This is a genomic window from Escherichia sp. KTE172 (assembly GCF_000408845.1).
Lineage (GTDB): Bacteria > Pseudomonadota > Gammaproteobacteria > Enterobacterales > Enterobacteriaceae > Escherichia > Escherichia coli.
On the sequence record NZ_KE137316.1, the window covers coordinates 4,615,732 to 4,630,736 of the forward strand.

14 protein-coding genes are annotated in these 15,005 nt (G+C 50.8%); 2 read left to right on the forward strand and 12 right to left on the reverse strand.

Features of this window, described 5'->3' with window-relative positions; genetic code table 11:
* Positions 1-4 precede the first annotated feature (4 nt).
* Positions 5-559, reverse strand: a complete 555-nt coding sequence (locus G434_RS02570; RefSeq protein ID WP_001035680.1) for a tetratricopeptide repeat protein — start codon at positions 557-559, stop codon at positions 5-7.
* A gap of 101 nt (positions 560-660) precedes the next feature.
* On the opposite strand from G434_RS02570, the gene G434_RS02565 reads away from it, so the two are divergent.
* Both G434_RS02565 and djlC read left to right on the forward strand, forming a co-directional pair.
* The gene (locus G434_RS02565) at positions 661-1,368 is read left to right on the forward strand and encodes a DUF1266 domain-containing protein (RefSeq protein ID WP_001030927.1); all 708 of its coding nucleotides are present in this window, start codon (positions 661-663) and stop codon (positions 1,366-1,368) included.
* Positions 1,365-2,816 carry a co-chaperone DjlC gene (gene djlC, locus G434_RS02560; RefSeq protein ID WP_001309341.1) on the forward strand — a complete coding sequence of 484 codons (1,452 nt, stop codon included), beginning with the start codon at positions 1,365-1,367 and terminating at the stop codon, positions 2,814-2,816. Before G434_RS02565 ends, djlC begins: the two co-directional genes overlap by 4 nt.
* Positions 2,817-2,875: 59 nt before the next feature.
* Here djlC and hscC read toward each other — a convergent pair whose 3' ends face one another.
* The 11 genes from hscC to miaB all read right to left on the reverse strand — a co-directional run bounded on the left by hscC (position 2,876) and on the right by miaB (position 14,909).
* Positions 2,876-4,546, reverse strand: a complete 1,671-nt coding sequence (gene hscC, locus G434_RS02555) for a molecular chaperone HscC (protein WP_000367863.1) — start codon at positions 4,544-4,546, stop codon at positions 2,876-2,878.
* A gap of 83 nt (positions 4,547-4,629) precedes the next feature.
* Positions 4,630-5,565 carry a pyrimidine-specific ribonucleoside hydrolase RihA gene (gene rihA, locus G434_RS02550; RefSeq protein ID WP_001207525.1) on the reverse strand — a complete coding sequence of 312 codons (936 nt, stop codon included), beginning with the start codon at positions 5,563-5,565 and terminating at the stop codon, positions 4,630-4,632.
* A 117-nt stretch (positions 5,566-5,682) separates the two neighbouring features.
* Positions 5,683-6,408, reverse strand: a complete 726-nt coding sequence (gene gltL / locus G434_RS02545) for a glutamate/aspartate ABC transporter ATP-binding protein GltL (protein ID WP_000631384.1) — start codon at positions 6,406-6,408, stop codon at positions 5,683-5,685.
* Entirely contained in the window at positions 6,408-7,082 is a 675-nt protein-coding gene (gene gltK, locus G434_RS02540; RefSeq protein WP_000272809.1) for a glutamate/aspartate ABC transporter permease GltK, read from the reverse strand. Before gltK ends, gltL begins: the two co-directional genes overlap by 1 nt.
* A complete protein-coding gene (gene gltJ / locus G434_RS02535) occupies positions 7,082-7,822 on the reverse strand; it encodes a glutamate/aspartate ABC transporter permease GltJ (RefSeq protein ID WP_000020941.1) in 741 nt (246 codons plus the stop codon). The genes gltK and gltJ overlap by 1 nt, the downstream gene beginning before the upstream one ends.
* 169 nt (positions 7,823-7,991) lie before the next feature.
* Entirely contained in the window at positions 7,992-8,900 is a 909-nt protein-coding gene (gene gltI / locus G434_RS02530; protein WP_001309342.1) for a glutamate/aspartate ABC transporter substrate-binding protein GltI, read from the reverse strand.
* Between the two features lie 396 nt (positions 8,901-9,296).
* Complete coding sequence (gene lnt, locus G434_RS02525) at positions 9,297-10,835, reverse strand: apolipoprotein N-acyltransferase (RefSeq protein WP_000853024.1); 1,539 nt, start codon at positions 10,833-10,835, stop codon at positions 9,297-9,299.
* Between the two features lie 24 nt (positions 10,836-10,859).
* Positions 10,860-11,738: a CNNM family magnesium/cobalt transport protein CorC gene (gene corC / locus G434_RS02520; RefSeq protein ID WP_001278605.1), complete on the reverse strand. Its 879-nt coding sequence runs from the start codon at positions 11,736-11,738 to the stop codon at positions 10,860-10,862.
* Between the two features lie 89 nt (positions 11,739-11,827).
* Positions 11,828-12,295 carry an rRNA maturation RNase YbeY gene (gene ybeY, locus G434_RS02515; protein WP_000084463.1) on the reverse strand — a complete coding sequence of 156 codons (468 nt, stop codon included), beginning with the start codon at positions 12,293-12,295 and terminating at the stop codon, positions 11,828-11,830.
* On the reverse strand, positions 12,292-13,332 hold the full coding sequence (locus G434_RS02510) for a PhoH family protein (protein ID WP_024193853.1): 1,041 nt from the start codon (positions 13,330-13,332) through the stop codon (positions 12,292-12,294). Before G434_RS02510 ends, ybeY begins: the two co-directional genes overlap by 4 nt.
* Before the next feature lie 152 nt (positions 13,333-13,484).
* On the reverse strand, positions 13,485-14,909 hold the full coding sequence (gene miaB, locus G434_RS02505) for a tRNA (N6-isopentenyl adenosine(37)-C2)-methylthiotransferase MiaB (RefSeq protein WP_000162740.1): 1,425 nt from the start codon (positions 14,907-14,909) through the stop codon (positions 13,485-13,487).
* Positions 14,910-15,005: the final 96 nt, after the last annotated feature.

Consider the following 15,005-nt stretch of genomic DNA (forward strand, 5'->3'; position numbering starts at 1 on the left):
GACGTTAATGTGCGGGAAGCCTGGCAAGTAATCTTTCCGCATTTTTGTAATGTTGTTTGGCGGCCAGTTTTAACCATTTTTGAGATTCATAATGGTTAACATTAATACCTGAGCCGTTTCTGTAGATCAAACCTAAAGTATATTGAGCATGAGCATACCCTTGTTCAGCTGCTTCCTTATACCAGAGAATTGCTTTACGGGTATCGGGTTTAACCCCCAGACCTTTGAGGTAGATCCACCCCAGTTTACTTTGCGCGCGTGGATTTTCCTGTTCCGCTGATTGCTCATACCAGTATCTCGCCTGTGTATAATCCAGTGGTTTACCGTCGCTACCATGAAGATAAAATTCTCCAAGGCGATATTGCGACGTTGAGTGACCATGAATCGCGGAAAGCTCCGTGGCTGCCGTGGTGAATGGAAGACTGCCCGGTGAGCTTAAATAATCAAAGACATAATTCACCATGGCTTTATCACGCAACGTCGTTTTCTTGGGTTGGCTAATACAGGTAATTGCTGCAACTATAAAAATTGCGAATATATACATTAATTTTTTATTCATGTGTGAATGCTTCGATTTTCTTTTTATTTTGAAAGCGTCAAGTTTATACTCATCAATAATAAAAAAGTAGTCAGTTAATGCACTTAAGGGATTATTAACAAATGAATAAGGAAGAACAATATCTTCTTTTTGCGCTTTCTGCGCCCATGGAAATACTTAATCAGGGTTGCAAACCCGCGCATGACTCGCCAAAAATGTATACCGGGATAAAAGAATTCGATCTCTCATCATCCTGGGGAATAAATAATCGTGATGATTTAATTCAGACTATTTATCAGATGACTGATGATGGTCATGCCAATGATTTAGCTGGCTTATATCTGACATGGCATCGCTCTTCCCCTGAAGAGTGGAAAGCATTAATTGCTGGTGGCTCGGAGAGAGGGTTGATTTATACCCAATTCGTTGCCCAAACCGCTATGTGCTGTGGAGAAGGGGGAATCAAAGCCTGGGATTATGTTCGAATGGGGTTTCTGTCACGGGTCGGTGTGCTCAACAACTGGCTGACGGAAGACGAGAGTTTATGGCTGCAATCGCGCGTCTATGTCCGAGCTCACCATTACTATCACAGCTGGATGCACTATTTTTCCGCCTATTCGTTAGGGCGTCTCTACTGGCAATCTTCTCAGTGCGAAGACAACGCTTCGCTACGCGAGGCGCTAACCCTGTACAAATACGATAGCGCCGGGAGTCGGATGTTCGAAGAGCTGGCAGCGGGAAGCGATCGTTTCTATGCCACGCTTCCCTGGCAGCCATTAACTGTCCAGCCTGAATGCCCGGTAACGCTTAAGGATGTGAGCGACCTATGAAAACATGTTGGCAAATCCTCGAAATTGAAAGCACGACGCAAATAGACATTATCCGCCAGGCTTATCTTGCTCGCTTACCGTTGTGTCATCCCGAAACCGATCCGCAGGGGTTTAAAGCATTACGCCAGGCCTATGAAGAGGCGCTGCGACTGGCGGTAAATCCTGTCGAGGAAGCAGATAATGAAGGTAAAGATGCCGCCGCTGAACATGAAATACTACGTGCATTCAGGACATTACTGGATTCAGAAAGTGATCGTTTTCAGCCCTCCGCCTGGCAGAAATTTATTCAGCAATTAAATACCTGGAACATGGAGGATGTCGATCAATTACGCTGGCCGCTGTGTGCAATCGCTATAGAATCGCGATATCTTTCATTAAATTGTGCTTCTTTGCTGGCAGAGCGTTTGAACTGGCATTCGTTTAATGACAGCGAAGGAATGGATGAGGAAGAAAGGGAGGCTTTTCTTGAGGCCATTCAGGCTGGTGATTGTTTCGATTTCCTTAGCCTTCTGGAATATCCCGTCGCGTTGCAGAACCAGACTGTTGAGTATTACTTCGCGCTGGAACGCTGCTGCCGTTACCATCCCGACTATGTCACTGCGTTTATGGCAATGGAAGGTCCGTGGTTCATTCCTGATGATGTCAAGTTACATCGCAAACTGTTGCGCTGGTACAGCTCGGTGAAAATAGGTATGGCGGAACTCATTCCTGTTGCCCAACAGTGGCAAGCAGAAGAACCAGAAAGCGAAGATGCCCGTTATTACCAGTGTGCGCAACGGTTGTACTGTGGCGAGGGGGAAAGCCTGCTTGCCGATCTCTGCGCATACCGGGAGAGTTACCCATCTACACAAGCCGATAATTTGTTGTTGCAGTGGAGCAAGCGTCATTGCCCGGATTATTTCGCGCTGTTAGTGATGGTTATCGAAGCGCAGAGCATGGTTGATGCGCAAGGTCAACCGTTGAAATATGTTCCTGGTGAGAGCGCCCGGACGCGGCTGTTATGGGCGGAAATTTTACATAGCGGAAAATTATCGCCGTTAGGTCAATCGTTTATTGAGTCGTTATTCTTCAAGCGCAAAGCATGGGCGTGGTGGAAATCGAGAGTCGGTAGCGAGACAGAACAAGATTCACCGTTACTGGATTTGTATCGGGTAGCGGAACAGGTTGTGCTGGAAGCGTTCCCGAAACAAGAGATGCTGGCCCGTCTTAATACAAGGCTGGAAGGTGGAGATGCTCATCCATTAGAGGCCATTATCACCCGGATGCTGTTGACGAAAGTGAAACTCGAGCCGGAGGATGAAGATGTCGATGAGCCAACACCTGAAAACCCCGAAGAAAAAAATGATGAGGATGAAAAACCACAGAGCATTACCAGTATTATCAAAATCAGCTTAACGGTGCTGGTGATAGGTTATGCTCTCGGAAAAATCGCGATGTTGTTTAGCTGAGGATGTGTTTTTTGCGCCGATGCCGGATGCAGCGTTTATGCCGCATCCGGCAGCCGTGTTTAAGGGATCTCAATAGCCAAATAATCGCTCGCCCGTCGCCGAACTTCATCGACGCGGGCCATATCGTTTGACTGCAACGCCGCATCAAAATCGGTGATCACCCGGCCGATCTCTTCTCGCTCGTCACCCAGCGCCCGCGCCCACAACTCTTCCAGTTTGGCTTTAAAGGTACGGTTGATGAGCATATCGCGCGGATAAATTTTCAATGCGGATAACCGCGTCCGACTCTCTTCAATCTGCTGCGCGCTCAATGTTACAGGACTGTGATTAATGACTCTGGACTTAACGCTGCCGTCTTCCAGAAGCACGTCAACTTCAAGCAAGCCGTTGATATCATAACTAAAGCGAATATCAATCGACTGATAAGCCCCGGTTTTCTTCAACGGCACATCGAAGGATTCCACCAGAATGTTATTTTTAACTTTGTGGTTTTCTCCCTGATAGACGTTAACCGTAATTGAATCCTGTTCCGGGTGCATGGTCGAGTAAGTTTCTACACGCGACACCGGTACAGTGGTGTTTCGTTCAATAATCGGCGAGAAAATGCCGGAAACGCCCTGGCGGTTAACTTCAACACCCAACGAGTAAGGGCAAATATCAGTGAGGATCACCTCTTCAATATCTTCACTGCGTAAGCGGCAGGCGGCCTGGATTGCTGCGCCCAGCGCGACAATGGTGCTCGGATCGTAACTTTGATACGGTAATTTGCCAAACAGACGCACGGCGATTCGCTGCACCAGCGGCATTTGTGATGCGCCGCCAACCAGCACCAGACTGTCGATTTGACTTGGCTTCAGACGTGCATCGCGCAACGCCTGTTCAATCGGTACTCGCAAGCGATTGAGCAGCGGCAACCACAAATCTTCCAGTTCGTTCTCGTAAAATTCGCACTCACGCGTTTCTTCCTGATACTGCCAGCTAATTTGCAGCGGTAATTGATTGCCGCATTTTGCCGCTTCCACGCTGGTGTACAGGGCTGCCAGCTCACTTTCGTTGAGCATGTTTTTAGCCACTGCGGCGCGTTTTAAAACTTCATCCACCAGCATATGAGTAAAATCTTCGCCGCCAAGAAAGTTGTCGCCAGCGGAGGCGTGAACTTCAATCACCGGCGTGGCGTACTCAAGCACCGTAACGTCAAACGTGCCGCCACCGAGATCAAACACCAGCGAACGGGTATTTTGTTGGGTATGCAGGCCATACGCCATCGCAGCTGCTGTGGGTTCATTAATTAAGCGTACCGCATTTAAACCGGCTAACTCCGCTGCTAAACGGGTATGCTTGCGTTGTTCATCGCTGAAATAAGCCGGAACAGAGATCACCACATCTTTAATCGGACGTTGCAGAAATTCTTCGGCATCTTCTTTTAATGAGCGTAATACCAAAGAGGACAGTTCTGGCGCGTTAAATGTGTCGCTGCCTAACCGCCAGTTGGTATTACTGCCCATTGCACGTTTAAATAACGCTGCCGTTTTATCCGGATGCGAAGTACGCCGTGATACAGCCGGTTTTCCGACTAAAATATGATTATTTTCATCCATGCTAATTATGGATGGTGTTAAATATTCACCGAACTTATTTGGAATTAATTGCGCGGCACCGTCTTTCCAGACGGCAATTAAACTATTGGTAGTACCGAGATCGATACCAATGGCGAGTTCTGCATTATCCATTGCATTTATATCTTGAAAGAAAAAGAGATAAACAGATTAAGACCACCCAGGTAACGCGTGGTGATCTTAATCAATGACGTGTGTTAAGCGTAAAATTTCAGACGATCAGCCAGTAAATCAACAAAGCCCTGACGATCAACATCGACCATTACAGAGGCATTCGGTTTATTGCCGGTCAGATAATAATAATCAACAACCGTCATACCCTGGGTATATTTCCCTTGTGTTTCCACGCCAACCCAGCGCTCAACAGTGGTAAACAACTCCGGTTTTAACAGCCAGGCGATGGTGCATGGGTCATGCAGCGGTGCGCCGACAAAGCCCCATTTTTCGTCTTTATGATATTCGAGGAAGAAATCCAGCAGTTCGGCAACAATGGTTGAAACAGGGTTGCCAATCGCGCGGAAACGCTCGGTGTCCTCAACGTGAATTTGTGCTTTGTGAGTAACATCCAGACCGGCCATCACCACCGGGATCCCTGACTGGAAGACAATTTCTGCCGCTTCCGGGTCAACATAAATATTAAACTCGGCGGCTGGCGTCCAGTTACCAAGCCCCATTGCGCCGCCCATAATCACGATACGGGCAATTTTGCTATGCAGTTCCGGATGGCTATTGAGCAGCAAGGCAACGTTAGTTTGCGGTCCGGTAGACACAATCGTGACAGGTTCCGCACTTTCACGCAGCGTTTTCGCCATCAGCTCCACCGCCGTACAGTTTTGCGGTGCGAACGTCGGTTCCGGTAATGCCGGGCCGTCGAGACCGCTTTCGCCGTGCACATTGTCCGCGATAATCAACTCACGCATTAACGGTTTTACCGCGCCGCCTGCCACCGGAATATCGGTGCGATTAAGCAAGGTCAGCATACGCAGAACATTGCGTAAGGTTTTTTCTGGTGTCTGGTTTCCGGCGGAAGACGTAATTGCTTTGACATCAAGCTCTGGTGAGGCGAGGGCGAGAACTATTGCGATAGCGTCATCATGACCTGGGTCGCAATCTAACAGAATTGGCAGTGCCATTGTTGCTCCTTGTTGTGTGCTTCTTTGCGACAAGGGTAACGCCAGGATGTAACAGATACGAGGAGCGAAACGATAAAGCGTGAGATGGCGCGCACTTGGGTATGCGCGCCAGAGTGATTAATGCAGAATTTTCGCGAGGAAGTCTTTTGCGCGGTCCGATTTCGGATCATCGAAGAACGCATCTTTCGGCGAGTCTTCGACAATTTTACCCTCATCCATAAAGATCACCCGATTCGCCACTTTACGGGCAAAGCCCATTTCGTGGGTCACCACCATCATGGTCATTCCTTCGTTCGCCAGTTCGACCATTACGTCCAGCACTTCGTTGATCATCTCCGGATCCAGCGCCGATGTCGGTTCGTCGAACAGCATGGCAATAGGATCCATACACAATGCGCGAGCGATCGCCACACGCTGTTGCTGACCGCCGGAAAGCTGCGCCGGAAATTTATTGGCATGTGCGGAAAGTCCCACGCGCTCCAGCAATTTCAATGCTTTTTCACGAGCGGGTGCTTTATCGCGTTTAAGCACTTTCACCTGCGCCAGGGTCAGGTTTTCAATAATCGACAAATGGGGGAACAACTCGAAATGCTGGAACACCATCCCGACGCGGGAACGCAGCTTTGCCAGATCGGTTTTCTTATCGTTAACCACGATGCCATCGACGGTAATTTCACCTTGCTGCACCGGTTCGAGGCCGTTGACGGTTTTAATCAGCGTTGATTTGCCGGAACCAGACGGGCCGCAAACCACCACCACTTCGCCTTTTTTCACTTCGGTTGAGCAGTCGGTCAGCACCTGAAAGTGACCATACCATTTTGAAACATTTTTCAGGGTAATCATTATGCTGTCCTTCTTTTCAAGTAGCTGACCAACAACGACGCGCTAAGGCTAATAACGAAATAAACAAATCCGGCAAACAGGATCATCTCAACCTGCGTACCATCACGCTCACCAATGGTTGAGGCGGTACGGAAGAAATCGGCCAGAGATAACACATACACCAGTGAGGTATCCTGGAACAGTACGATGCCCTGAGTGAGCAGCAGCGGCACCATCGCGCGGAAAGCCTGCGGCAGAATAATCAGTTTCATCGACTGCCAGTGAGTCATCCCCAACGCCAGCGCGGCGCTCGACTGACCACGAGAAATACTTTGAATACCAGCGCGGATAATCTCTGAATAGTAGGCTGCTTCAAACATCGAAAACGCCACCATTGCAGAAATTAAACGGATATCGGTTTTCGGCGATAATCCCAGCACATTTTGCAGAAAACCCGGCACAATCAGGTAAAACCACAACAGTACCATCACCAGTGGGATCGAACGGAACACGTTAACGTAGGCTTTAGCAAACCACGCCACAGGCGCAAAGCTGGATAAACGCATTACCGCCAACATCGTGCCCCACAAAATCCCAATGACCACCGCCGTGATGGTGATTTTCAGGGTGATCACCAGCCCGTCGAGCAGATATGGCAGGGAAGGAACAATGGAACTCCAGTCAAACTCGTACATTATTTGCCCCCCATGTTGCCGGGCAGGCGAACTTTACGTTCAACCAGCGTCATCACCAGCATGATAAAAGCGTTAATCAACACATACGCAAGCGTAATGGCGGTAAACGACTCCCAGGCGTGAGCGGAGTAATCGAGTAATTTACCCGCCTGCGCCGCCATATCTACCAGACCGATAGTCGAGGCGATGGCGGAGTTTTTCACCAGGTTCATCATCTCCGAAGTCATCGGCGGGACGATAACGCGATAAGCATTAGGCAGCAGTACGTAGCGGTAAGCCTGCGGTAGCGTCAGCCCCATTGCCAGCGCGGCATTCTTTTGCCCACGCGGCAACGACTGAATCGCGGCGCGTACCTGTTCGCAAACACGGGCGGCGGTAAACAGCCCCAGGCAAAGCATGGATGAAAGGAAAAACTGAATATTGGGATCCAGCTCGGCCTTAAACCACATGCCGATTTTCTCCGGCAACAGCTCCGGGATCACCAGATACCAGGTAAAGAATTGCACAATCAACGGCACGTTGCGGAACAGCTCGACATACAACGTACCCAGACCGGAGAGAAAACGGTTTGGAACGGTACGTAAAATGCCGAAAAATGAACCGACGAGGAAAGCGATAATCCAGGCGCAGATCGACAAAGCGATCGTCACCTGAAAACCACTCCAGATCCAACCAAGATAGGTGGTGTTGCCGAACGGGGCTTGTTGTAAAAAAATACCCCAGTTCCAGTCTATAGACATAAATCTACTCCAGAAAAAAGAGGGTAGCAGCGTTAACTGCTACCCTCGAAGATTGTTACCCAGCGTATTGCGGTTTTCAGGCCCGATGGGGAACGACCATCAGGCGTATAGTCTGTCCGTGCTACGTAACAATCGAGAGGGCTGGAATTTCCGCCCCTGGTTCTTGTAATTAGTTCAGTGCCTTGTCATTCGGTTCTTTGAACAGTGCTTTCATTTCGTCTGACAGTTCGAAATTCATGTTCAGGTTTTTCGGCGGAATTGGATTTTTGAACCATTTATCAAACCATTTTTCCGCTTCACCGGAGGTCTGCACCTGAGCGATGGTGTCATCCATCAGCTTTTTGAACTGCGGATCATCTTTACGCAACATGCAACCGTAGGCTTCCTGAGACTGCGGCTTGCCGACGATTTCCCAGTTGTCTGGTTTCTTCGCTTTCGCTCGTTCACCGGCCAGCAGAGCGTCATCCATCATGAAGGCAACGGCACGACCGCTTTCCAGGGTACGGAAAGAGTCACCGTGATCTTTGGCGCTGATAATTCGCATATTCATTTTTTGCTCTTCATTCAGTTTGTTGAGCAAAACTTCAGAAGTAGTGCCGGAAGTGACGACTACGGCTTTGTCTTTCAGGTCGGCAAAATCTTTGATATCGCCCCCCTTTTTGGTCAACAGGCGCGTACCGACCACGAAAATAGTGTCAGAGAAAGCCGCCTGTTTCTGGCGTTCGACGTTGTTGGTGGTGGAACCACATTCAAAATCGAAAGTGCCGTTTTGCAGCAGTGGAATACGGTTTTGTGAGGTGATTGGAATCAGTTTCACCTGCAAGTCCGGTTTGTTGAGTTTCTTTTTCACTGCTTCAACAATGGCGTTGGAGTAATCCTGCGAGTAACCCACCACTTTTTGCTGATTGTCGTAATAAGAGAAAGGTACTGAAGATTCACGGTGACCGACGACAATCACGCCGTTTTTGGCGATTTTGTCCAGCGTACTGCCCGCTGCCGGGGCGGCGTCATCTGCCTGTGCCAGTCCTGCGGAAAGCGCCAGGGCGAGGATTGCTGTGGCAGGTTTACGTAATTGCATATCCAACTCCTTTATCTTCTGCGTTAAGAACGCATGGATACCCGTTGTGAGTGTTTGTGTTGTTATCGTCTGCAACTTTATTGTGCAGTGTTGTGCCTGTTAGGTAACATTTAGTTTGGCTAAATGTAAAGATATTGCTGTTTTATTGTTTGTTTTTGCGAGATGCGCCGCACCATTCCGAAGCAAAATTCTTAAAATGCACTCTTTTGGTGCTACCCGTGGATTGCTGTGGTGCAACCGGGTTGTACTGATGCTGGTTCAAGCTTTGCCTTGTATAACAAAGCAATAGATGTGCCAAAGTTGGATAGGGGAATTTTGTTATCCGGATAACGCACTGATGCCGCATCCGGTGAGCGTGCCGAAATACGGGATGTATTCCGGCACGATAAGAAGGGATTATTTACGTCGTTGACGCAGGCTCATCAGCACAGCGGCAAAACCAAACAGCGCCGTCAGCACCCACAGCGGCCAGTTGCCGGTACGTGCATACGGTGTGAGTCCGGTGGTCGGTGTCACATTAGTGGTTAACACCTCGCGGGTGAACTGCGGGATCATCGCCTGAATCTCACCCTGCGGGCCAATCACCGCCGTAATGCCGTTGTTGGTGCTACGCAGCAATGGGCGCGCCAGCTCCAGCGCACGCATTCGCGCCATCTGGAAGTGCTGCCATGGACCAATAGACTTACCAAACCATGCATCGTTGGAGATAGTCAGCAGGTAGTCAGTATCCGGGCGGAAGTTATCACGCACTTGCTCGCCGAGAATGATCTCGTAGCAAATAGCCGCAGTAAGCTCAATACCGTTTACCGACAGCGGTGGCTGGATATATGGCCCACGGCTGAACGACGACATTGGCAGATCAAAGAACGGCGCTAACGGACGCAGAATCGACTCCAGCGGGACAAACTCGCCAAACGGCACCAGATGGTTTTTGTTATAGCGATCGGCTGATTCGTAGCTGTACGGCGCACCTTTCCCCAGCGTGATGATGGTGTTGTAAGTATCGTAGCGGTTCTGCTTATTGAGACGCGCGTCAACAATCCCGGTTACCAGCGAGCTCCCTTTATCGCGCAACTCACCGTCCAGTGCTTTGAGGAACGGTTGCTGATTAATTTCCAGATCGGTTATCGCCGACTCCGGCCAGATAATCAACGATGATTTGCCCATCAGCGGTGCCGTTGCGTTGTAGTAAATCTTCAGCGTATTAAGAAGCTGGCCTTCGTCCCATTTCAGTGATTGCGGAATATCGCCCTGAACCATCGAAACCTGAATGGTTTTCTCCGGTTGCGGGGTAAACCACTGGATGTAACGCAGCGGGAAGGGAAGGGCAAACAGCACGACGGCCACTACCAGCGGACGCCAGTTGCGTTTGACCAACGCCAGTGCCAGCAGGCCACTAACCATCATCAGCAGGAAGTTAATGGCTTCCACGCCCATTATCGGTGCCAGCCCTTTTAACGGGCCATCAATCTGGCTATAGCCGAACTGTAACCACGGGAAGCCGGTCAGCACCCAACCGCGCAGAAACTCGGTCACTTGCCAGAGAGCAGGGGCGGCAATCGCCACGCGCAGCCAGGTGGTTTTCGGCCACAGACGCGACAGCACGCCAGCAAACAGTCCGGTATACAGCGACAAATACGCCGCCAGCAGCACCACCAGGAAGATGTTAACCGGGCCAGGCATTCCGCCAAAAGTCGCGATGCTGACATAGACCCAGTTAATACCGCTGCCAAAGAGGCCAAATCCCCAGCAAAAGCCAATAGCGGCAGACTGGAGTGGACGGCGGTTAAAGGTCAGCGCCTGAAGCCCCATCAGCGAAATAATCGCCGCAGGCCAGACGTCGTAAGGAGAGAAGGCCAGCGTTCCGCAGGCACCGAATAATAACGCCAGCAGCAGGCGAATGCGCTGGCGTTCAATTAATGAGGCAAAAGCCATGTAGTTATCTATCCAGTTTCGGTTTTATTCATCCAGCTTCGGCTGGGGTGAGTCATCCGGGATTTTGACATGAACCTGAATAATACGCCGACTGTCGGCCATCGCCACTTTGAACTGGTAACCGTCGATGTCGATGGTTTCGCCACGCGCCGGAAGATGCCCAAATGCCTGCATCACCAGACCACCGATGGTGTCGACCTCTTCATCGCTAAAGTGGGTGCCGAACGCTTCGTTGAAGTCTTCAATGGAAGCCAGTGCGCGCACGGTCCAGGTATGGCGACTCAGCTGACGAAAGTCGATATCATCTTCTTCGTCATACTCGTCTTCAATCTCACCAACAATCAGTTCCAGGATGTCTTCAATGGTCACCAGACCGGAAACCCCACCGAATTCGTCAATGACGATCGCCATGTGGTAACGCTGAGAGCGAAACTCTTTCAGCATCCGGTCTACGCGCTTACTTTCAGGAACGACAACTGCCTGACGTAACACTTTGTCCATGCTGAAGGCTTCAGCATCGCTGCGCATAAACGGCAGCAAGTCTTTCGCCATCAGAATCCCTTCAATGTGATCTTTGTCTTCGCTAATCACCGGGAAACGTGAGTGGGCGGACTCGATGATGACATCAAGGCATTCGTCCAGCGTCTGGTTGCGTTTCAGGGTAATCATCTGGGAGCGGGGGATCATGATGTCGCGGACGCGTTGGTCTGCGATGTCCATCACCCCTTCGAGCATATCGCGCGTATCTTCGTCGATAAGGTCGTTCTGCCCGGAATCACGGATCAGCGCCAGCAGTTCGTCACGGTTTTTCGGTTCACCGTGGAAAAGTTGGCTGAGTAACAGGGAGAAAAATCCCTTCTTGTTGCTTATCGTGTCACTACTATGTGAATTGTCGTCGCTCATGGCGTCGTATGGGTTCTCATGTTAGTTAATCAAAACGCCGTCGTTAATCACCAACGGCGGGGACATCTGCCAGTCAAATGCCTGGCAAATTATTCTTTCTCGGCAATGTACGGATCCTCATAGCCCAGAGCAAGCATAATCTCTGTTTCGAGGGCTTCCATTTCTTCTGCTTCGTCATCTTCGATGTGATCGTAACCTAACAAATGCAGACTGCCGTGCACCACCATATGCGCCCAGTGCGCCTCCAGTGGTTTGCCTTGCTCCTGAGCTTCCTTCTCAACCACCTGACGGCAGATAACCAGATCGCCCAGTAGCGACATTTCCATGCCAGGCGGCACTTCAAACGGGAAGGAGAGCACGTTGGTCGGCTTATCCTTACCGCGATAGATCAGATTCAGACTGTGGCTTTCGGCGGTATCGACCACGCGAATAGTCACTTCCGACTCTTCCTGAAACTGCGGGATCACCGCATTCAGCCATGTCTGAAACTGGCTCTCTTCCGGTAACCCGGAATTATCTTCACATGCCAGTTGTAAATCGAGGATCACCTGACTCATTTTTGTTCCTGTTCTTCGCGCTTGCGTTCTGCTGCCAGCGCCGCTTTACGTTTTTGTTCTGCTTCTTCCCAGGCTTCATAAGCGTTAACGATACGCGCCACCACCGGGTGACGAACCACGTCTTCGCTGTGGAAGAAGTTAAAGCTGATCTCTTCGACGTCAGCCAGCACTTCGATGGCATGACGTAAGCCTGACTTGGTATTACGCGGCAGGTCGATCTGCGTGACGTCGCCGGTGATAACCGCTTTTGAGTTAAAACCGATACGGGTCAGGAACATCTTCATCTGTTCGGTGGTAGTGTTCTGGCTCTCATCGAGAATGATAAACGCGTCGTTCAGCGTACGGCCACGCATATAGGCCAGCGGCGCGACTTCAATAACGTTGCGCTCAATCAGTTTCTCGACTTTCTCAAAGCCCAGCATTTCAAACAGCGCGTCGTACAGCGGGCGCAAATACGGGTCTACTTTCTGGCTTAAATCGCCAGGCAGGAAGCCCAGTTTCTCACCGGCTTCTACCGCCGGACGAGTCAGCAGAATACGGCGAATTTCCTGACGCTCCAGGGCATCAACTGCCGCAGCCACTGCCAGGTAGGTTTTACCCGTACCCGCCGGGCCAACGCCGAAGGTGATGTCATGGTCGAGAATATTGGCAATGTACTGCGCCTGGTTTGGCGTGCGCGGTTTGATTACGCCGCGTTTGGTCTTGATATTGACCGCTTTGCCGTACTCCGGCACGCTCTCCGCGCTTTGCTCCAGTACCCGCGCTTCTTTAATCGCAAGGTGGATCTGTTCCGGTTCAATATCCTGAATCTGACCGCGCATCGGGGCGGTATCGACATACAGGCTACGCAGAATGTCTGCCGCAGCGGTGACGCAAATCGGACGGCCGGTCAGTTTAAAGTGGTTATCGCGGCGATTGATCTCGATGCCGAGACGGCGTTCGAGTTGTTTGATGTTGTCATCAAACGGGCCGCACAGGCTCAACAGACGCGCGTTGTCTGCTGGCTCCAGGGTGATTTCGCGAGTGTCTATGTTCAAACCGTTCCTCTTATCTGTATGCCGCCGGAAGCTGAACATTCACCGGCCTATAAGGAAATTATTCACGCCACAGGAAAAAGGCGCAAGCATTGCGATAAAGATGGGGATAAAGAGAGAAAAAACAAGGCCCACCGGAACGGCGGGCCTGAGAATTACGGCTGATAATAACCCACGCCAAGGTCGTTTTCTTTGCGGGTACGGGCAATCACCGATTCCGGTGTTTCTGCCACGCGCAGACCCATTTCATCTTCAGTTCGCACCACTTTACCGCGCAGAGAGTTCGGGTAGACGTCGGTAATTTCTACATCGACGAATTTACCGATCATATCCGGTGTGCCCTCGAAGTTGACCACGCGGTTATTTTCAGTGCGACCGGAAAGCTCCATGATGCTCTTACGCGATGTACCTTCTACCAGAATACGCTGGGTGGTGCCGAGCATCCGGCGGCTCCATGCCATCGCTTGCTGATTAATACGTTCTTGTAGAATATACAGACGCTGCTTCTTCTCTTCTTCCGGAACATCATCAACCATATCGGCGGCTGGCGTACCCGGACGTGCAGAGAAGATAAAGCTGTAGCTCATGTCGAAATTGACGTCGGCAATCAGCTTCATCGTTTTCTCGAAGTCTTCGGTGGTTTCACCAGGGAAGCCAACGATGAAGTCAGAACTGATCTGAATATCCGGACGCGCCGCACGCAGTTTACGGATGATCGCTTTGTACTCCAGCGCTGTATGGGTACGTCCCATCAGGTTCAGAATGCGATCGGAACCGCTCTGTACCGGCAGATGCAGGAAGCTCACCAGCTCCGGCGTGTCGCGGTACACTTCGATGATATCGTCGGTGAATTCGATCGGATGGCTGGTGGTAAAGCGAATACGATCGATCCCGTCGATCGCAGCAACCAGACGCAGTAGATCGGCAAACGATCCGGTGGTGCCGTCGTAGTTCTCACCGCGCCAGGCGTTCACGTTCTGGCCGAGCAGGTTAACTTCACGCACGCCCTGAGCAGCAAGTTGGGCAATCTCAAACAGAATATCGTCGGACGGACGGCTTACCTCTTCACCACGGGTGTAAGGCACTACGCAGTAGGTGCAATATTTATTGCAGCCTTCCATGATGGAGACAAACGCGGTCGGCCCTTCGGCACGCGGTTCCGGCAGACGGTCAAACTTCTCGATTTCCGGGAAGCTGATATCTACAACCGGGCTGCGGTCGCCGCGCACGGAGTTGATCATCTCCGGCAGGCGGTGCAGCGTTTGCGGCCCAAAAATAATATCGACATAGTGGGCGCGCTGGCGAATGTGCTCGCCTTCTTGCGATGCCACGCAGCCGCCGACGCCGATAATCAGGTCTGGATTCTTCTCTTTTAACAGTTTCCAGCGACCCAACTGATGGAAGACTTTTTCCTGAGCCTTCTCGCGGATTGAGCAGGTGTTCAGCAGCAGCACATCCGCTTCTTCCGCCACGTCGGTCAGTTGATAGCCGTGGGTGGCATCCAGCAGATCGGCCATCTTCGATGAATCGTACTCGTTCATCTGACAGCCCCAGGTTTTAATATGGAGTTTTTTGGTCATCGACTTGCTCTTGCGAAATAGTAGCCAGGAATGCAGGGCGCATAGTGTAATGCTTTGCTGCCGTTGTGACCAGTATGAGCGTTATCAGCCCTTGGG